We start from the raw sequence: 13,531 nt of genomic DNA, 5'->3' as shown, positions 1-13,531 counted from the left end.
TCTTTGATTTGGCCTATAGTCTTTTTAAAGCTTCACGGTGCGCTTCGATCGTTGCAGCAACGTCTTCGTCAGAATGAGACGTAGACATGAACATGCCTTCAAATTGTGAAGGCGCAACTGAGATGCCCAAATCCAGCAAATGGCCAAAGTACGCATTAAATTTGCCTAGATCCGATGTTTTGGCTATTTCATAATTGGAAACATTCTGCTCCGTAAAGAACGGACAAATCATCGAGCCGACGCGATTAATCGTGCTCGATATCCCAACTTCAGCTGCATTCTTCGCGAATCCCTCTTCCAGCAAGGCGGATTTGCGCTCCAGTTCTTCATATACGCCAGGTTCGCCAAGCAAAGTCAGCGTTGCAATTCCGGCTGCCATTGCGAGCGGATTACCCGAGAGAGTGCCGGCTTGATAGATCGGTCCCGCCGGAGCAATTTGCTCCATAATGTCGAGCCTGCCGCCATAAGCACCTACAGGCAGCCCGCCACCGATTACTTTCCCCAGACAGGTCAAGTCCGGTGTGATGCCGTATAGCCCCTGCGCACAATGCTTGTGCACACGGAAACCGGTCATAACCTCATCAAAGATAAGCAGGCTTCCATATTGTTTCGTAACATCGCGCAGCCCTTGCAGGAACCCTTCGCCTGGCGGAACTACGCCCATGTTGCCTGCAATTGGCTCCACGATCAACGCGGCAATATCTTCGCCGAACTTCTCGAATACGAGTCGAACCGATTCCAGATCATTGTATGGCACCGTAATCGTATTTACCGCTACGCTTTCCGGTACGCCAGGGCTATCCGGCAAGCCTAATGTAGCAACACCGGAGCCAGCTTTGATGAGCAGCGCATCCGCATGTCCATGGTAGCTCCCCTCGAACTTGACGATTTTGTTCCGCTTCGTAAAGCCGCGTGCCAGACGCAGTGCACTCATCGTCGCCTCTGTTCCAGAATTAACCATACGAACCATCTCGATCGACGGTACGCGTTCAATGACCAGCTTGGCCATCTCGGTTTCCAGCAGTGTCGGCGCGCCGAAGCTGGTCCCTTTTTCTGCAGTGGATTTAATGGCTTCCAGCACGACCGGATGCGCGTGTCCGACAATTAACGGCCCCCAGGAACCTACATAATCGATATAGCTGTTGCCATCGATATCTGTAACACGGGAACCGGCGCCTTTTTCCATGAACATTGGCGTAAGACCTACTGATTTGAAGGCGCGCACAGGGCTGTTCACTCCGCCTGGGATCACCTTCTTGGAATCACTGAACGCAGCTGAAGAACGCGTGTCGATTCTGGTCGATTTATTCATATTCTCATACTCCCACCCAGCAAGTTATGGTAAAATAAGTTGACATTACTTTAGAGGTTTAAACTCGCAATATAACAAAAAGGCGGTACCAACGATCATGATTGAACTCGTCAAAAAAGTACCTTTGTTCTCTCAATTGAATGAAGCGCAATTAAACGCTGTTGCAGAAATATGTACCAGTCGTTCTTATAATGGAAGCACCGTTCTGTTTTCCGAAAAAGAAATAGGCTCTATTTTCTATATTGTATACAGTGGCTCCGTCAAAATCTATACAACGAGCAGTACAGGCGAAGAGAAAATACTTTCGATTTGCTCATCCGGCGAAAGTTTTGGCGAGCTCTCTCTAATCGATGGGAAGCCTCGCTCGGCCTCAGCACAAACGTTGGTAGAGAGCGTACTCATTACGCTCACGGCACAAAACTTTCTAGATTTGCTCCGCAATCACTTTGACATCACCCTCGGTATCATGAAGGAACTTGGCAGCCGACTGCGCGATACGAACCAACACGTGTATGACTTAACTTTTCTAGATGCCAGAACCCGTGTTATCAAAAGTTTAATCACCTTGGCAAACAAGCATGGCATGCGCCATGGAAATATCATCACCATCAAACTCGTGCTCAATTTCGACGAGATTTCACAGCTTGCCGGCGTCCAGAAGATGACCCTCATGCAGGTCATCCGCGATCTCGAAGAGATACGTATTTTAACCATTACGCCTACCGATTTCAAGCTCGATTTGGCCAAGCTTCGCTAGCTTATCTCATAGGTACTGAAGCGCCCGGTCTATTCGATAAAACATCATTGGCAAGCTGGAAAGCAGCCTCCTGCCCTTGCCGAATACAATCAGGGATACCGACCCCGTGGAAACCTGCTCCGGTTACCCATACGCCCGGCATCTGCTTAGCAAGATTCTCCCGGAAGCGTGCAACCTGCTCCAAATGACCGACCGGATATTGCGGCATCGACTTCGGTAAGCGGGTTACCTCGGTGAACAGCGGTACGGCATGAAGGCCTAGCAGTTCGGCAAGATCTTGCCGGGCTTTGTCTACGAGCTGCTCGTCGTTCCATTGCAGCCATTCCTGCTGACCGGCACGGCCGATGTAACAACGAAGCAGCGCTTTTCCGTCCGGAGCCGTGTGCAGCCACTTGGCCGACGTCCATGTACATGCCGTAATCGTTCTTCCTTCGTTCCGAGGAACGAGAAAACCGGAAGCATCCAGCTCAAAGGGGATGTCTTTGCGATCAAACGCCATAATTACATTCGCAACAGAAATATACTCGATCTGTTTCAAATCAGCGGCAGCCGGCACGTGCGAAAGTACTTGTGCGGCCTGAAAAGTCTGCGTCGTGATAATGACACCGTCAACAATTTCAGTATGCCCGTCTTCGAACATAACCTCAGTCTGTTCTCCGGCAGCTTCGCGAATCGCCGTCACGCCCACGCCTGAACGCAAGTCCACACCATCCAAAGCTCCCAGAAGACCGTTTACGAGTGTTTGCAGCCCCTTTTTGAACGTGACAAAAGCAGAACCCCGAATTTCGGCCGGTACATGGGCGTTCTCTTCCGTGCTGTTCTTCCGACTCGCCATCATCCCGAGGATCAGGCTGCGATGCTTCTGCTCCATCGATTGAAACTGCGGGAAGGTTGCCTTCAAGCTCAGCTTAAACGTGTCACCCGCATAAATGCCTGCAAGCAGCGGCTCAACGATGCGCTCCAGCACTTCTTTGCCGAGGCGGCGTTCAAGAAAGCGCCCGAGCGATTCGTCTGTCGTTAGTTCCCGTTTGGGTTTCAAGAGATCAAGTGCTGCACGGGCTTTACCAAGCGGCGAAATCAGCCCTGTTTTCATAAAAGGCGTCATTTGCGTCGGGATGCCGAGCACAAGACCGGGAGGCATTCTATGCATCTTTCCTTGGCGCACGATGTACGTTTTCTTTGCTTTGGGATTCGTTCCCGTAAGCTCACCAAGCAGCCCTAATTCACGAGCCAGATCAATCGTCGGGCGTTTACGGGCAAGTACAGAATCCGGACCTTTCTCGATGACGAAACCGTCTCTTTCGAGCGTATGAATCTTGCCGCCAAAAGTCGTTGATTTCTCCACGATAGTTATCCGAGCGTCTACGCCATCTGATTCCAAACGCTTCTTCAAGTAGAAAGCGGCGCTGAGACCTGTGATTCCACCGCCTACAATCATGAGATGCGGTCTAGTCGCACTCATGACAACTTCGCCGCTCCCTTCAACTTTTCAAAAACGACATCGCTCAAGGTTTCCATATAAAGCGGGTCCGTATTTAGCGACTCCGTACGCTCCAAATGAATGCCGAGCTCCTTGGCCAATGCCTGTGCTTCGATATCGATATCGTATAGAACTTCCAGATGATCCGATACGAATCCGATCGGACAGAGAAGCACATTTTTCACATTTTCTTCTTTGCGAATAGTATCGAGAACTTCCAAAATATCGGGCCCAAGCCACGGTGCAGCGGTTTGTCCGGCACTTTGCCAACCGAACTGCCAGTTCGTAATCCCTACGCGATCTGCGATAGCATTGGACGTTGCCAGCAGTTGATCCGGATACGGATCTTTCATTTCTAATATTTTCTCAGGCAGGCTATGAGCAGTGAAAATAACGCGAACTTCGTCGCGCGATACATCCGTAAACTTGCCCAAAGCCCGCTCTACCCGATTGCTTAGCGCCTCTAACAGCTTCGGGTGCAAATGATAGCTAAGGACAAAATCGATCTTTAAACCAAGCTCCGCAGCTCTGTCTTTAGCCCGTTTCACATAGCCTCCAACGCTCATCGTGGAGTAATGCGGAGCTAATACCACCCCAATTGCCTCTGTAATACCGTCCTTCACCATCAGCTCGACGCCGTCCTCAATATAGGGCTGAGCATGTTTCAATCCTTGATAGCAAACAAACTCCAGTTCAGGATGTTCTCGGCCCAGCGTCTCTTCCAATCCCTTAACCTGCTTGTTCGTATTTTCTCGTAAAGGGAAAAAACCGCCGACGATGGCCTCATATCGCGATGTCAATTCATGCAGCTGCTCTGCCGTAGGCGGATGACCGCGTCTAATGTGCGTGTAGTAGGCTTCAACTTGATCCAAACTTTCCGGGGTTCCATAGGACATTATCAATACACCGATTCGCCCGTTTGCCATGTTTAAACACCACTCTTTTCTGCTTGCTGAGATAATGCGGAATGTGAGTACGTATGGATAAATGTAGTTAGTTCCTTCAATTTCTCCAGGGATGCTTCAGGGAATAGTCCATGACCCAAGTTGAAAATGTAACCTGGGCGTTCAATACCTTCATCTATAATGGCTTTGGCTTGTCGCTCAATAACGCTCATCGGAGCCGTCAGTACATATGGATCAAGATTGCCTTGAACCGCAAATCGTTCACCGATTCTCCGGCGCCCTTCGTTAATCGGAATGCGCCAGTCCAGACCGATCACATCCGCCTCTAAATGAGTTAGATACGGCAGCAATTCGCCCGAACTTACGCCAGGGAAATAAATTTTCGGTTCTTTCAGATCGGATAACTCTTTAAAGATCCGGGTCATCGTTGGCAATACATACAATTGAAAATCGGCAGGAGAAAGAGCCCCTACCCAGCTGTCGAACACTTGGACCGCTTTTGCCCCAGCCGCAATGTGAGATCTCAAATAAGTAATCACCATGTCGCCCAGCTTATCCATCAAGGCATACCAGACTTTAGGCTCAGCGTACATCATCTGCTTGGTGCGGATATAGCTTTTGGATGGTTTCCCTTCAATAAGGTAGCTAGCGATCGTAAAAGGAGCGCCTGCAAAAGAAATCAAAGGAACCTCAAGTTCTTTATCTAAAATCCGAATGGTTTGGATAATGTGTGATAAATCTTTCTCTACATCTATGGGACGTAGACGCTCCACATCTTGAGCCGTACGAATCGGCGTATGAATGACGGGACCAATATTGGGGGCGATATCAAAGTCAACACCAAGCGAGGCAACCGGATTCATAATATCCGAATACAAAATGGCCGCATCGACACCGAGCTTTTTGATCGGCATCATGGTGACTTCAGCCGCCAGCTCCGGCTGCCGGCAAATTTCCAGCAATGAATATTTTTCTTTAATTTTGCGATAGTCCGGATCGTAACGGCCTGCTTGGCGCATATACCAAACGGGCAGCGTATCTACCTTTTCCTTCCGGCAAGCTTTAATAAAATTGTCGTTATAACTCATGAGGCACCTTCCTCTTTTTTAGAGCCGTAAAATTTCCTGCTATTCTCATCCATTATGCCCTAATTATACGCCTGTCACAACCGATGGAAGCTTTGGGATTGCGACAAAAGTATGACAAAAGAACCACCCGCGCCTAGCTGCTCTAGGATGAATGGTTCTCATGAAAGAAAAATTAGCGGTTTTGCAAATAACGGGCGATGTCTTTGGCAAAGTAAGTTAAAATAATATCTGCGCCTGCACGCTTGAAGCTCGTCATCGTTTCCATGACGATCGCCTCTTCATTGATCCAGCCCTGTGCGGCGGCAGCCTTAATCATCGAGTACTCGGCGCTGACATTATAAGCAACAACCGGAAGGTCGAAATTATCCTTTAGCATGCGAATGATGTCCATGTATGCGAGCGCAGGCTTAACCATGAGGAAGTCGGCGCCTTCGATCACGTCGCTTTCCGCTTCACGCAAAGCTTCACGGCTGTTGGCCGGATCCATTTGGTATGTTTTGCGATCGCCGAATTGTGGAGTCGAATGTGCCGCATCACGAAAAGGACCGTAATACGCCGACGCGTATTTAACCGAGTACGCCATGATTGGCACGTTGTCGAAGCCTGCCTCATCAAGGCCGGCACGTATCGCTTGCACATATCCATCCATCATGTTGGATGGCGCAATAATGTCAGCTCCGGCTTTCGCTTGCGACACTGCCGTACGGACCAGCAGCTCCAAAGAAAGATCGTTATGAACGTCTGCCTGGCCTGTAATCGGATGGTGATGAATGACACCGCAATGACCTGTGTCGGTAAACTGGCATAAGCACGTATCCGCGATAATCAAAAGAGAAGGGTTCAGCTCCTTGATGCGGTGTGTCGCCCGCTGAACGATACCTTTGTCATCATAGGCAGAAGTCCCAATAGCATCCTTATGCTCAGGTACACCGAACAATAGAATCGCTTGAATTCCTAATGCAGTAATTTCACTTATTTCTTCTTCCAATCGATCTAAAGAGAAGTGGTAAACGCCAGGCATGGAAGGAATTTCATCCTTAATGCCCTCGCCATGGGTAACAAAAATAGGCTGGACTACGTCATTAACGGTTACTTGATTTTCACGAACTAAGCTGCGAAGCGCGGAAGAGCTGCGCAAACGGCGATTACGAATAACAGGAAAACTCATGGTGTTTCTGCCTCCTTCATCAAGTTATTTTCGATGCAGCGATAAGCTTTCAGCAAGCGAAGCAACTGTCGCTTCTTCAGCCATGTACGTAATCGGCAGGCCGAACTGACGAACAGTTTCCGCTGTTTTCGGCCCAATACAAGCGATTTCTACACCTTGCAGCAAGGCCAGCGGATCTTCTACGCCCAGCTGACGCAATGCTTCGAATAAATTCGTAACCGTTGATGAGCTAGTAAAAGTAATGATATGAATACCTTGATTCTGTAAAAGAGAAACGACTTCTTCCCCCTCCTCTAAAGCTAACACATTCTCATAGACGTCCACTTCCGTCACTTGAAGGCCAAGCTCCTTAAGCTTGGATGGCAAGTACTCGCGTGCAAGGTCAGCTGTCGGAAGCAGTACCTTTTGATCCGGCTTCAACTCGGTTTGAATCGCTTCAAGTATGCCTTCACCCTGATATCTGGCAGGCAATACATCCGCTAGAATACCGCGCTCTGCCAGCGCTTCTGCAGTTTTCGGTCCAACGGCTGCAATTCGCGCATTTCCCATACGTCGCACATCGATGCGCTTCTCTAGAAGTCTGCTGAAGAAGAATTCAACGCCATTCACGCTTGTCAGCAAAATCCAGTCGAATGTCTGAAGCTTGTCGAGCGCTTCGTCGAGTGCCAACTGAGCCTCCGGACGGCTTGGCGGCTGAAGACGAATGACAGGGAACTCGACCGCTTCTCCGCCCAACTCATCGATCAGATCAACTAGCTCGCTAGCTTGGCTTCTAGCACGTGTCACGAGCACTCTGCGGCCAAACAGCGGCTTTTTCTCGATCCAGGCCAGCTTCTCACGGAGCTTGACGACTTCGCCTACAATAATGACCGCAGGCGATTGGAAATTAGCCTGTTTGACCTTCTCGGCGATATCTTCCAGCGTGCCGGTAATCGTTGCCTGCTCCGTCCAAGTGCCCCAGCGCACTAGCGCTACCGGCATTTGAGGCGGCTTGCCGCAGCGAATCAGTTCGCGGCTGATCTGCTCCAGATTGGCAACACCCATGAGGAAAACCATCGTGCCAATCGCCTTAGCCAGATGTTCCCAATCAAGGCTTGAGTACGTTTTGTTCGGGTATTCATGGCCGGTCACGATCGCAACGGATGAAGTGAAATCCCGATGCGTAACAGGAATACCGGCATAGGCCGGAACTGCGATTGAGGAAGTAATGCCTGGAATAATCTCGTAGGTGACCTCATTGTCAGCCAGAAGCTCCGCTTCCTCGCCAACGCGGCCGAACACACTCGGATCGCCGCCTTTCAGACGGGTAACCACTTTTCCTTGAAAGGCCAAATCAACCAGCAGTTGGTTGATTTCTTCCTGTTTTAACATATGTTTATCCGGCAGCTTGCCAACAAAGATCAGCTCTGCTTCCGGTTTACGATGCTTCAGTAACCTAGGGCTGGCCAGTCGGTCATATACGATGACATCCGCTTTCTGGATCGCTTCCAAGCCTCGAACCGTGATGAGTTTTGGATCTCCCGGACCAGCGCCAACGAGATATACTTTGCCTTTCGTCACTTCGCTCACTCCCTCACCTCAGCTAAAATGCGGTCAGCCCCTTGCGCGATCAGCTTATCCGCGACAAGCAAACCAAGCGCTTCCGGATCGCTGCCGGAAACGGATTCCTTGAGCATGGTCGTGCCGTCAGGCGTGCCGACCATGCCCGTCAGCGTCAGCAGCGGCTCTGCGCCGCCGCTGCTGCTTTCGCTTACGCTCGCGTAAGCGCCGAGCGGGACCTGGCAGCCTCCATTGAGCCTGCCGAGGAAGGCCCGCTCCGCGCGCACCGCGAGCGCTGTCGGTTCATGCTGGAACTTGCCGAGCAGGTCCAGCATGAAGGCGTCGCCGCCCCGGCACTCGATGCATAGCGCTCCCTGCCCTACGGCAGGGAGGCAGACCTCGGGCGGCAAGTACGCGCTGATGCGATCCTGCCAGCCGATCCGGTGCAAACCGGCCGCGGCAAGCAGAATCGCATCGAAATTGTCCTCTTCGAGCTTGCGCAGCCTCGAATCGATGTTCCCCCGGACCGACTCGATCTTGAGGTCCGGGCGGGCGTGCTGCAGCTGGCTGGCGCGCCGCAGCGAGCTGGTGCCGACGAGCGCGCCCTGCGGCAGCTCGTCCAGGGAGCGGTGCCCACGCGTGATCAGCGCATCGCGCGCGTCCTCGCGCTGGGGTACCGCTCCCACTACAAGCCCTTCGGGCAGCTCGAAGGGCATATCTTTCATGCTGTGGACGGCCATGTCGATCTCCCCGTCCAGTAAAGCCTGTTCGATTTCCTTAACGAACAGTCCCTTACCTCCTACTTTGGACAGAGTAACGTCCAAAATGCGGTCACCCTTGGTGACAATTTTCTTTATTTCAAATTGACACTCGATCCCATGTGCAGCGGCTATTTGCTTCAATTGCTCCACCGCTTGCCCGGTCTGTGTCAACGCCAATGCGCTTTGCCTTGTACCTACAATAATGGTTCTCATCTTTATCGCTCCCGTCTCTCTATAATCGCTGCCCGAATGCCCGAATCGTTGCCATCACCGGCTCTTTTTCGAAAGCCTCGAACATCTCTTGCTTCCAGCTTTCAAACGATCCGGCCCGAATCCGGGATAACACATCCCATTCCAGCATTTCTTTGAACAGTTGCTGCCGGGCCTCTTTATCCGGGACGGCGGCCTGAACATTCAAACGTACTTCGCTTAGAAAATCCAGATAAAGCTCGTACTCATCCCCATACGTTTGTTCAAGCTCTCGAGCTATTTTCCGAGCTGCTGCCGGACTCGCACCGCCTGTAGAAACAGCTATCACCAATTTTCCTCTGCGTACAACGGACGGAACGATGAAAGTGCTTAACTCGGGCTGATCGACTACATTAACTAGCAAGCTATGTTGAGCAGCCGCTTCAAAAATCTTTTTATTCACATCAGCTGCATCGGTAGCCGCAATCACAAGCTTATAGGGAGTTGTTCCTTCGGCAACTTCTGTGCTTATCGTCAGAGAACTGAACGTCTGCCTGTATAGTACCACTTCTCCGTTTCGCTCCATATCAATAAGCCCAGCCGTAAAATCCGGACTGACTACAGTGACATGAGCACCTGCTTGCACGAGCGAACGAGCCTTACGTTCAGCGATACTTCCGCCTCCCACAATCAGACAGCAGGCGCCATTTACATCTAGCATTATGGGGTACTGATGTTTCATTATTCATTCAGCTCCATATCCAGTCATGAAAGCCCGATACGTTATTAGATACGACAAAATTGATGACGACAATGAGAAAAGCCGCGAGATTCCATGCCGCAAGCCTTTTCCCCGATATCCGCATGGAGAAATGCTGAAATAAATAAAACGCATATGCGACCAAAACAAAGAAAGAATTCACAACCTTAGGATCATATAAGAGGTTTCTATCCCCCTCCAGAACGACCCATACAATGCCAAGACTCAAAGCCAGCAAAAGTAAAGGGGCGCCGATAATGACGGCCAGATACGTGTACTTCTCAATCTTCTCCAGGGAAGGCAGCCTCATCACCGTTTGCGAGAACTTTTTCTCCTTGAGCATTCTGTGCAGGAACAGATACATGCCGGAAAATATCGCCGCTATGGAAAAAGCAGCATAACTGCCGATAGCCAATGTAATATGTATGAATAATAGCTCATCATTGATATCCCAACCTGCTTTTATCGGCGTTACGTGCGGATTTCCGAATACATTTAATGCAAGGATTGCAAACCCTAATACATTCACAAAGAAGACGAACAATTCAATTCGGAAAAAGCGGTTCACAATCAGCGATATGGTGACAATCAACCACGAGAACATAAAAAGCACATCCGAACGGGCAAACGCCCATTCCGTCAAATGGCCATACAGGTTAAGCCCCAAGTAAGCGGTTTGGAGAACCCATACAAACAAAAGCAGCCCCGTCCCCATCCGTTTTGCGTTCCGATTCGCATTTGCGAAGTCGGAAAAGTAAAACAGCAGGCTCAGGGCATACATATAAATCATCGCATCAAACAACCAGCTCTTTGTGACCATGGCACCTCTCCTCGGCGATTACAGCGCCGTTCTTTCAAGATTGCGCTAGAGCGTCTGCGGCTTGTAATCCAAGCACGGTCACTTTCTCATCCTGAACGCGCTTTGATTCTGCCTCTACCGCTTTCCGTTCTGCTTCTTGTGCCAACTGATCCGCTTGCTCCTGCCGCTCCAGCGTCTCTTCCAGAGCGAACAGCTTGGTGAACATCTCCAGCGCTTCATCGCCATGACGTTCCCCGGCCATTTCCTTGATGCGCAGGATCGGATCTCGAAGCACCTGATTCACGATACTTTTGGTTAATTTGCGAATAACTTTGACTTCCCGCTCACCCAGATCAGGAAGCTTTTTTAACATACTGTCCATGGTCTCTTCGTGAATCTGATTCGCTTTCGTTTGAAGAGCATGGATAACCGGACTTACGCCAAGCGTCTTCGTCCATTGATCGAAAACCGCCATTTCGGATTCGATCATCATTTCGATCTTAGCCGCTTCCTTTTTGCGTTCCTGCAAATGCTTGTCTACGATATTTTCCAAATCGTCAATATCATACAAGAATACATTCGCAAGTTCGCTAATTTGCGGATCCAAATCCCGTGGCACCGCGATATCCATCATGAATAGCGGACGCGATTTTCTCTTTTGCAAATAGGGTTGAATATCGGATTTGGTCAGAACGTATCCCGGCGCTCCCGTCGAGCTGATAATAATATCAACTTCCGGCAAACGCGCAAGCATCTGATCCATCGTACAAGGAATGCCGCTAAACTTCTCAGCCAATTCCACTGCACGATCAAAGGTACGATTCACGACGATCACCTTATTGGCGCCATTCGCGTAAAGATGCTTCACCGTTAGCTCGCTCATTTTGCCCGCACCGATAATCATCACGGTCTTGTTCATATAAGATCCGAAAATACGTTTTCCCAACTCTACCGCGGCGTAACTGACGGAAACCGGATTATCGCTAATTCCCGTTTCCGAGTGCGCTTTTTTGGCAAGAGTAACCGACTGTTTAAACAACGTATTGAAAAAAGCGCCAGTCGCTTTCAAATTTTGCGATAGTAAAAAAGCATCCCGCACTTGTCCCAGTATTTGCGTTTCTCCGATAACCATAGAGTCGAGACCGCTCGTTACCCGGAACAAGTGTTCAATCGCCTTCTCGCTTTCATACATATATAAATGCTTTTGGAATTGCTCTTTGGCAACGCCAAACCAACGCTCGATAAAATGTGTAATGTAATGACTGCACAAGTGAGGCCGATCCACAACCGCATAAATTTCCGTTCGGTTGCAGGTGGCGACAATCACACACTCAAGTATGCTTTTAGTATCTTTCAATTCTGCCAGAGCTTTCGGTAAATCATTATCGGAAAATGCGAACTTTTCCCGGATTTCAACCGGAGCCGTACGATAATTTAAGCCTACTGCGATAATATGCAAGGGTACCACCTGCCTTTCCGTTCATTACTATGAACCATTATAGCACAGCAAAACAAGCATTCCGACAATTTTTTTGAATAATTTATGAATGCATAAGCTCTGCTCGTTAGTTTTAACAGCAAACTGCTTGTATATACCATACCTGGTACAAAACAGGGTTATTGCAGCAGCTTTTTGCGAATTAACGTTGCCAGCGCGTTATCCAGCTCGGCAAGCTTCGCATTTTGCGATGATACGACATTGCCGTCTGAAGCCATCAATTTCTCATAAATCCCATACATTGCCCTGTATTGATTCGCCGCTTCCTGAAGTGTTTGGGTTTCTTCCGACTTTAACGGACGCTCGCCGCCAATTTGCAATCTTTGTATGTACTGCATAAGCTGTGTAAGGCTATTTAGGGAGGTTAGATATTCGTTACCGCCTGCCGCTAATACCAAGCGCTCGTGGGTGTATCCTGTCGAATAGAGAGCTTGTTTGGCAGCATCCAGCTCAGCCGTATCTTTGATCTTCCCGGCTTCCCCTAAGTAACTGTTCAGAAGTTCCATCTGGAATAGGGATACCTGATATAGCAAATGCTTCGCATCATGCTCTTCATGCCCCCCGCCTAGCATGCTAACCATTTGATAAATCGGCCAAATGACAAGGAACAGTACAATGCAATAAACCACTGCTTTTCTGGCTAATTTATTTTTCATTCTCTCCATCCCCCCGCTAAACATGTACAGTAGTAACATTGTATGGGGGCTGGGACAAACAAATAACCACGGATTTCTCCGTGGTTTTCGTTATCGCTATGAGCAGACTCTTATTTTACGAGCTCCGCTTGCTTGATTTCTGGAGTTTCAACTTGCAATTCACCGATTCCGCGAACGAGTTTCTTTGCATAAACCGTCTCTGGTTTCAATACGGATACCATGAAGTCAATCGCTAGTTGAGGGTCAACTGTCTCACCGCAAGTATAGCAATCTAGCGCGGCAAAACCTCTCTCAGGATAAGTATGAATGGAGAGATGACTCTCGGACAACATGACAAGCACTGTTGCTCCTTGTGGTTCAAATTGCTTGGATTGTACAGATAGTACGGTTGCTCCGCATACCTCGGCAGCTTCTACCATCTGAGCCTGCAGCCATTCTGCATTGTTCAGAAGTTCGAAATCTACCCCCCAAGTATCTACAGCAACGTGCCTTCCGAAAGTTGAGTATTCCATTTCCATCTTTCGGTTCCCCCTTCCTAGGAATAAAATGTTTGAAAAAAATTTCATCCGCTAGGACCTACGTCATTCACTTCCCGAGGGAATAATCTCTCGCAACATTC

General features: G+C 49.4%; 13 protein-coding genes. 1 reads left to right on the top strand and 12 read right to left on the bottom strand.

Annotation, left to right across the window (positions count from 1 at the left end; translation table 11 throughout):
• Positions 1-13: 13 nt before the first annotated feature.
• Complete coding sequence (gene hemL, locus ICC18_RS16160) at positions 14-1,312, bottom strand: glutamate-1-semialdehyde 2,1-aminomutase (RefSeq protein ID WP_188175480.1); 1,299 nt, start codon at positions 1,310-1,312, stop codon at positions 14-16.
• Between the two features lie 97 nt (positions 1,313-1,409).
• Here hemL and ICC18_RS16155 point away from each other — a divergent pair, with 97 nt between their 5' ends.
• Positions 1,410-2,069, top strand: coding sequence for a Crp/Fnr family transcriptional regulator (locus ICC18_RS16155; RefSeq protein WP_188175479.1), 660 nt, complete (start codon positions 1,410-1,412; stop codon positions 2,067-2,069).
• Position 2,070: 1 nt separating this feature from the next.
• On the opposite strand, the gene hemG is transcribed toward ICC18_RS16155, so the two are convergent.
• The 11 genes from hemG to speD form a co-directional block, all read right to left on the bottom strand.
• Positions 2,071-3,531 (bottom strand): protoporphyrinogen oxidase, encoded by a 1,461-nt coding sequence (hemG, locus tag ICC18_RS16150; RefSeq protein ID WP_188175478.1) that lies wholly within the window; start codon positions 3,529-3,531, stop codon positions 2,071-2,073.
• Positions 3,528-4,475 carry a ferrochelatase gene (gene hemH, locus ICC18_RS16145; protein WP_188175477.1) on the bottom strand — a complete coding sequence of 316 codons (948 nt, stop codon included), beginning with the start codon at positions 4,473-4,475 and terminating at the stop codon, positions 3,528-3,530. Before hemH ends, hemG begins: the two co-directional genes overlap by 4 nt.
• A 2-nt stretch (positions 4,476-4,477) precedes the next feature.
• Positions 4,478-5,542 carry a uroporphyrinogen decarboxylase gene (gene hemE, locus ICC18_RS16140; protein WP_188175476.1) on the bottom strand — a complete coding sequence of 355 codons (1,065 nt, stop codon included), beginning with the start codon at positions 5,540-5,542 and terminating at the stop codon, positions 4,478-4,480.
• A 172-nt stretch (positions 5,543-5,714) separates the two neighbouring features.
• A complete protein-coding gene (gene hemB, locus ICC18_RS16135) occupies positions 5,715-6,710 on the bottom strand; it encodes a porphobilinogen synthase (RefSeq protein WP_188175475.1) in 996 nt (331 codons plus the stop codon).
• A 24-nt stretch (positions 6,711-6,734) separates the two neighbouring features.
• On the bottom strand, positions 6,735-8,270 hold the full coding sequence (gene cobA, locus ICC18_RS16130; protein ID WP_188175474.1) for a uroporphyrinogen-III C-methyltransferase: 1,536 nt from the start codon (positions 8,268-8,270) through the stop codon (positions 6,735-6,737).
• Positions 8,271-8,275: 5 nt separating this feature from the next.
• Positions 8,276-9,223, bottom strand: a complete 948-nt coding sequence (gene hemC / locus ICC18_RS16125) for a hydroxymethylbilane synthase (protein WP_188175473.1) — start codon at positions 9,221-9,223, stop codon at positions 8,276-8,278.
• Between the two features lie 19 nt (positions 9,224-9,242).
• Positions 9,243-9,941 carry a precorrin-2 dehydrogenase/sirohydrochlorin ferrochelatase family protein gene (locus ICC18_RS16120; RefSeq protein ID WP_188175472.1) on the bottom strand — a complete coding sequence of 233 codons (699 nt, stop codon included), beginning with the start codon at positions 9,939-9,941 and terminating at the stop codon, positions 9,243-9,245.
• Between the two features lie 7 nt (positions 9,942-9,948).
• Positions 9,949-10,779: a cytochrome C assembly family protein gene (locus tag ICC18_RS16115; RefSeq protein WP_188175471.1), complete on the bottom strand. Its 831-nt coding sequence runs from the start codon at positions 10,777-10,779 to the stop codon at positions 9,949-9,951.
• 34 nt (positions 10,780-10,813) lie between these two features.
• Positions 10,814-12,217, bottom strand: coding sequence for a glutamyl-tRNA reductase (gene hemA, locus ICC18_RS16110; RefSeq protein WP_188175470.1), 1,404 nt, complete (start codon positions 12,215-12,217; stop codon positions 10,814-10,816).
• 158 nt (positions 12,218-12,375) lie between these two features.
• On the bottom strand, positions 12,376-12,912 hold the full coding sequence (locus ICC18_RS16105) for an S-adenosylmethionine decarboxylase (protein WP_188175469.1): 537 nt from the start codon (positions 12,910-12,912) through the stop codon (positions 12,376-12,378).
• A 110-nt stretch (positions 12,913-13,022) separates the two neighbouring features.
• Positions 13,023-13,424, bottom strand: coding sequence for an adenosylmethionine decarboxylase (speD, locus tag ICC18_RS16100; protein ID WP_188175707.1), 402 nt, complete (start codon positions 13,422-13,424; stop codon positions 13,023-13,025).
• Positions 13,425-13,531 lie beyond the last annotated feature (107 nt).

Source organism: Paenibacillus sedimenti (assembly GCF_014534655.1).
GTDB classification, from domain to species: Bacteria; Bacillota; Bacilli; order Paenibacillales; family NBRC-103111; genus Paenibacillus_E; species Paenibacillus_E sedimenti.
Note: the sequence above shows the minus strand (reverse complement) of the source record. Positions and strands in the feature narration are given on the sequence as shown.

Bases quoted from the DNA above. Each gene is read 5' to 3' on its own strand.
- hemL (WP_188175480.1), bottom strand. From the start codon at position 1,312: ATGAATAAATCGACCAGAATCGACACGCGTTCTTCAGCTGCGTTCAGT.
- ICC18_RS16155 (WP_188175479.1), top strand. From the start codon at position 1,410: ATGATTGAACTCGTCAAAAAAGTACCTTTGTTCTCTCAATTGAATGAA.
- hemG (WP_188175478.1), bottom strand. From the start codon at position 3,531: ATGAGTGCGACTAGACCGCATCTCATGATTGTAGGCGGTGGAATCACA.
- hemH (WP_188175477.1), bottom strand. From the start codon at position 4,475: ATGGCAAACGGGCGAATCGGTGTATTGATAATGTCCTATGGAACCCCG.
- hemE (WP_188175476.1), bottom strand. From the start codon at position 5,542: ATGAGTTATAACGACAATTTTATTAAAGCTTGCCGGAAGGAAAAGGTA.
- hemB (WP_188175475.1), bottom strand. From the start codon at position 6,710: ATGAGTTTTCCTGTTATTCGTAATCGCCGTTTGCGCAGCTCTTCCGCG.
- hemC (WP_188175473.1), bottom strand. From the start codon at position 9,223: ATGAGAACCATTATTGTAGGTACAAGGCAAAGCGCATTGGCGTTGACA.
- ICC18_RS16120 (WP_188175472.1), bottom strand. From the start codon at position 9,941: ATGAAACATCAGTACCCCATAATGCTAGATGTAAATGGCGCCTGCTGT.
- ICC18_RS16115 (WP_188175471.1), bottom strand. From the start codon at position 10,779: ATGGTCACAAAGAGCTGGTTGTTTGATGCGATGATTTATATGTATGCC.
- ICC18_RS16105 (WP_188175469.1), bottom strand. From the start codon at position 12,912: ATGAAAAATAAATTAGCCAGAAAAGCAGTGGTTTATTGCATTGTACTG.
- speD (WP_188175707.1), bottom strand. From the start codon at position 13,424: ATGGAATACTCAACTTTCGGAAGGCACGTTGCTGTAGATACTTGGGGG.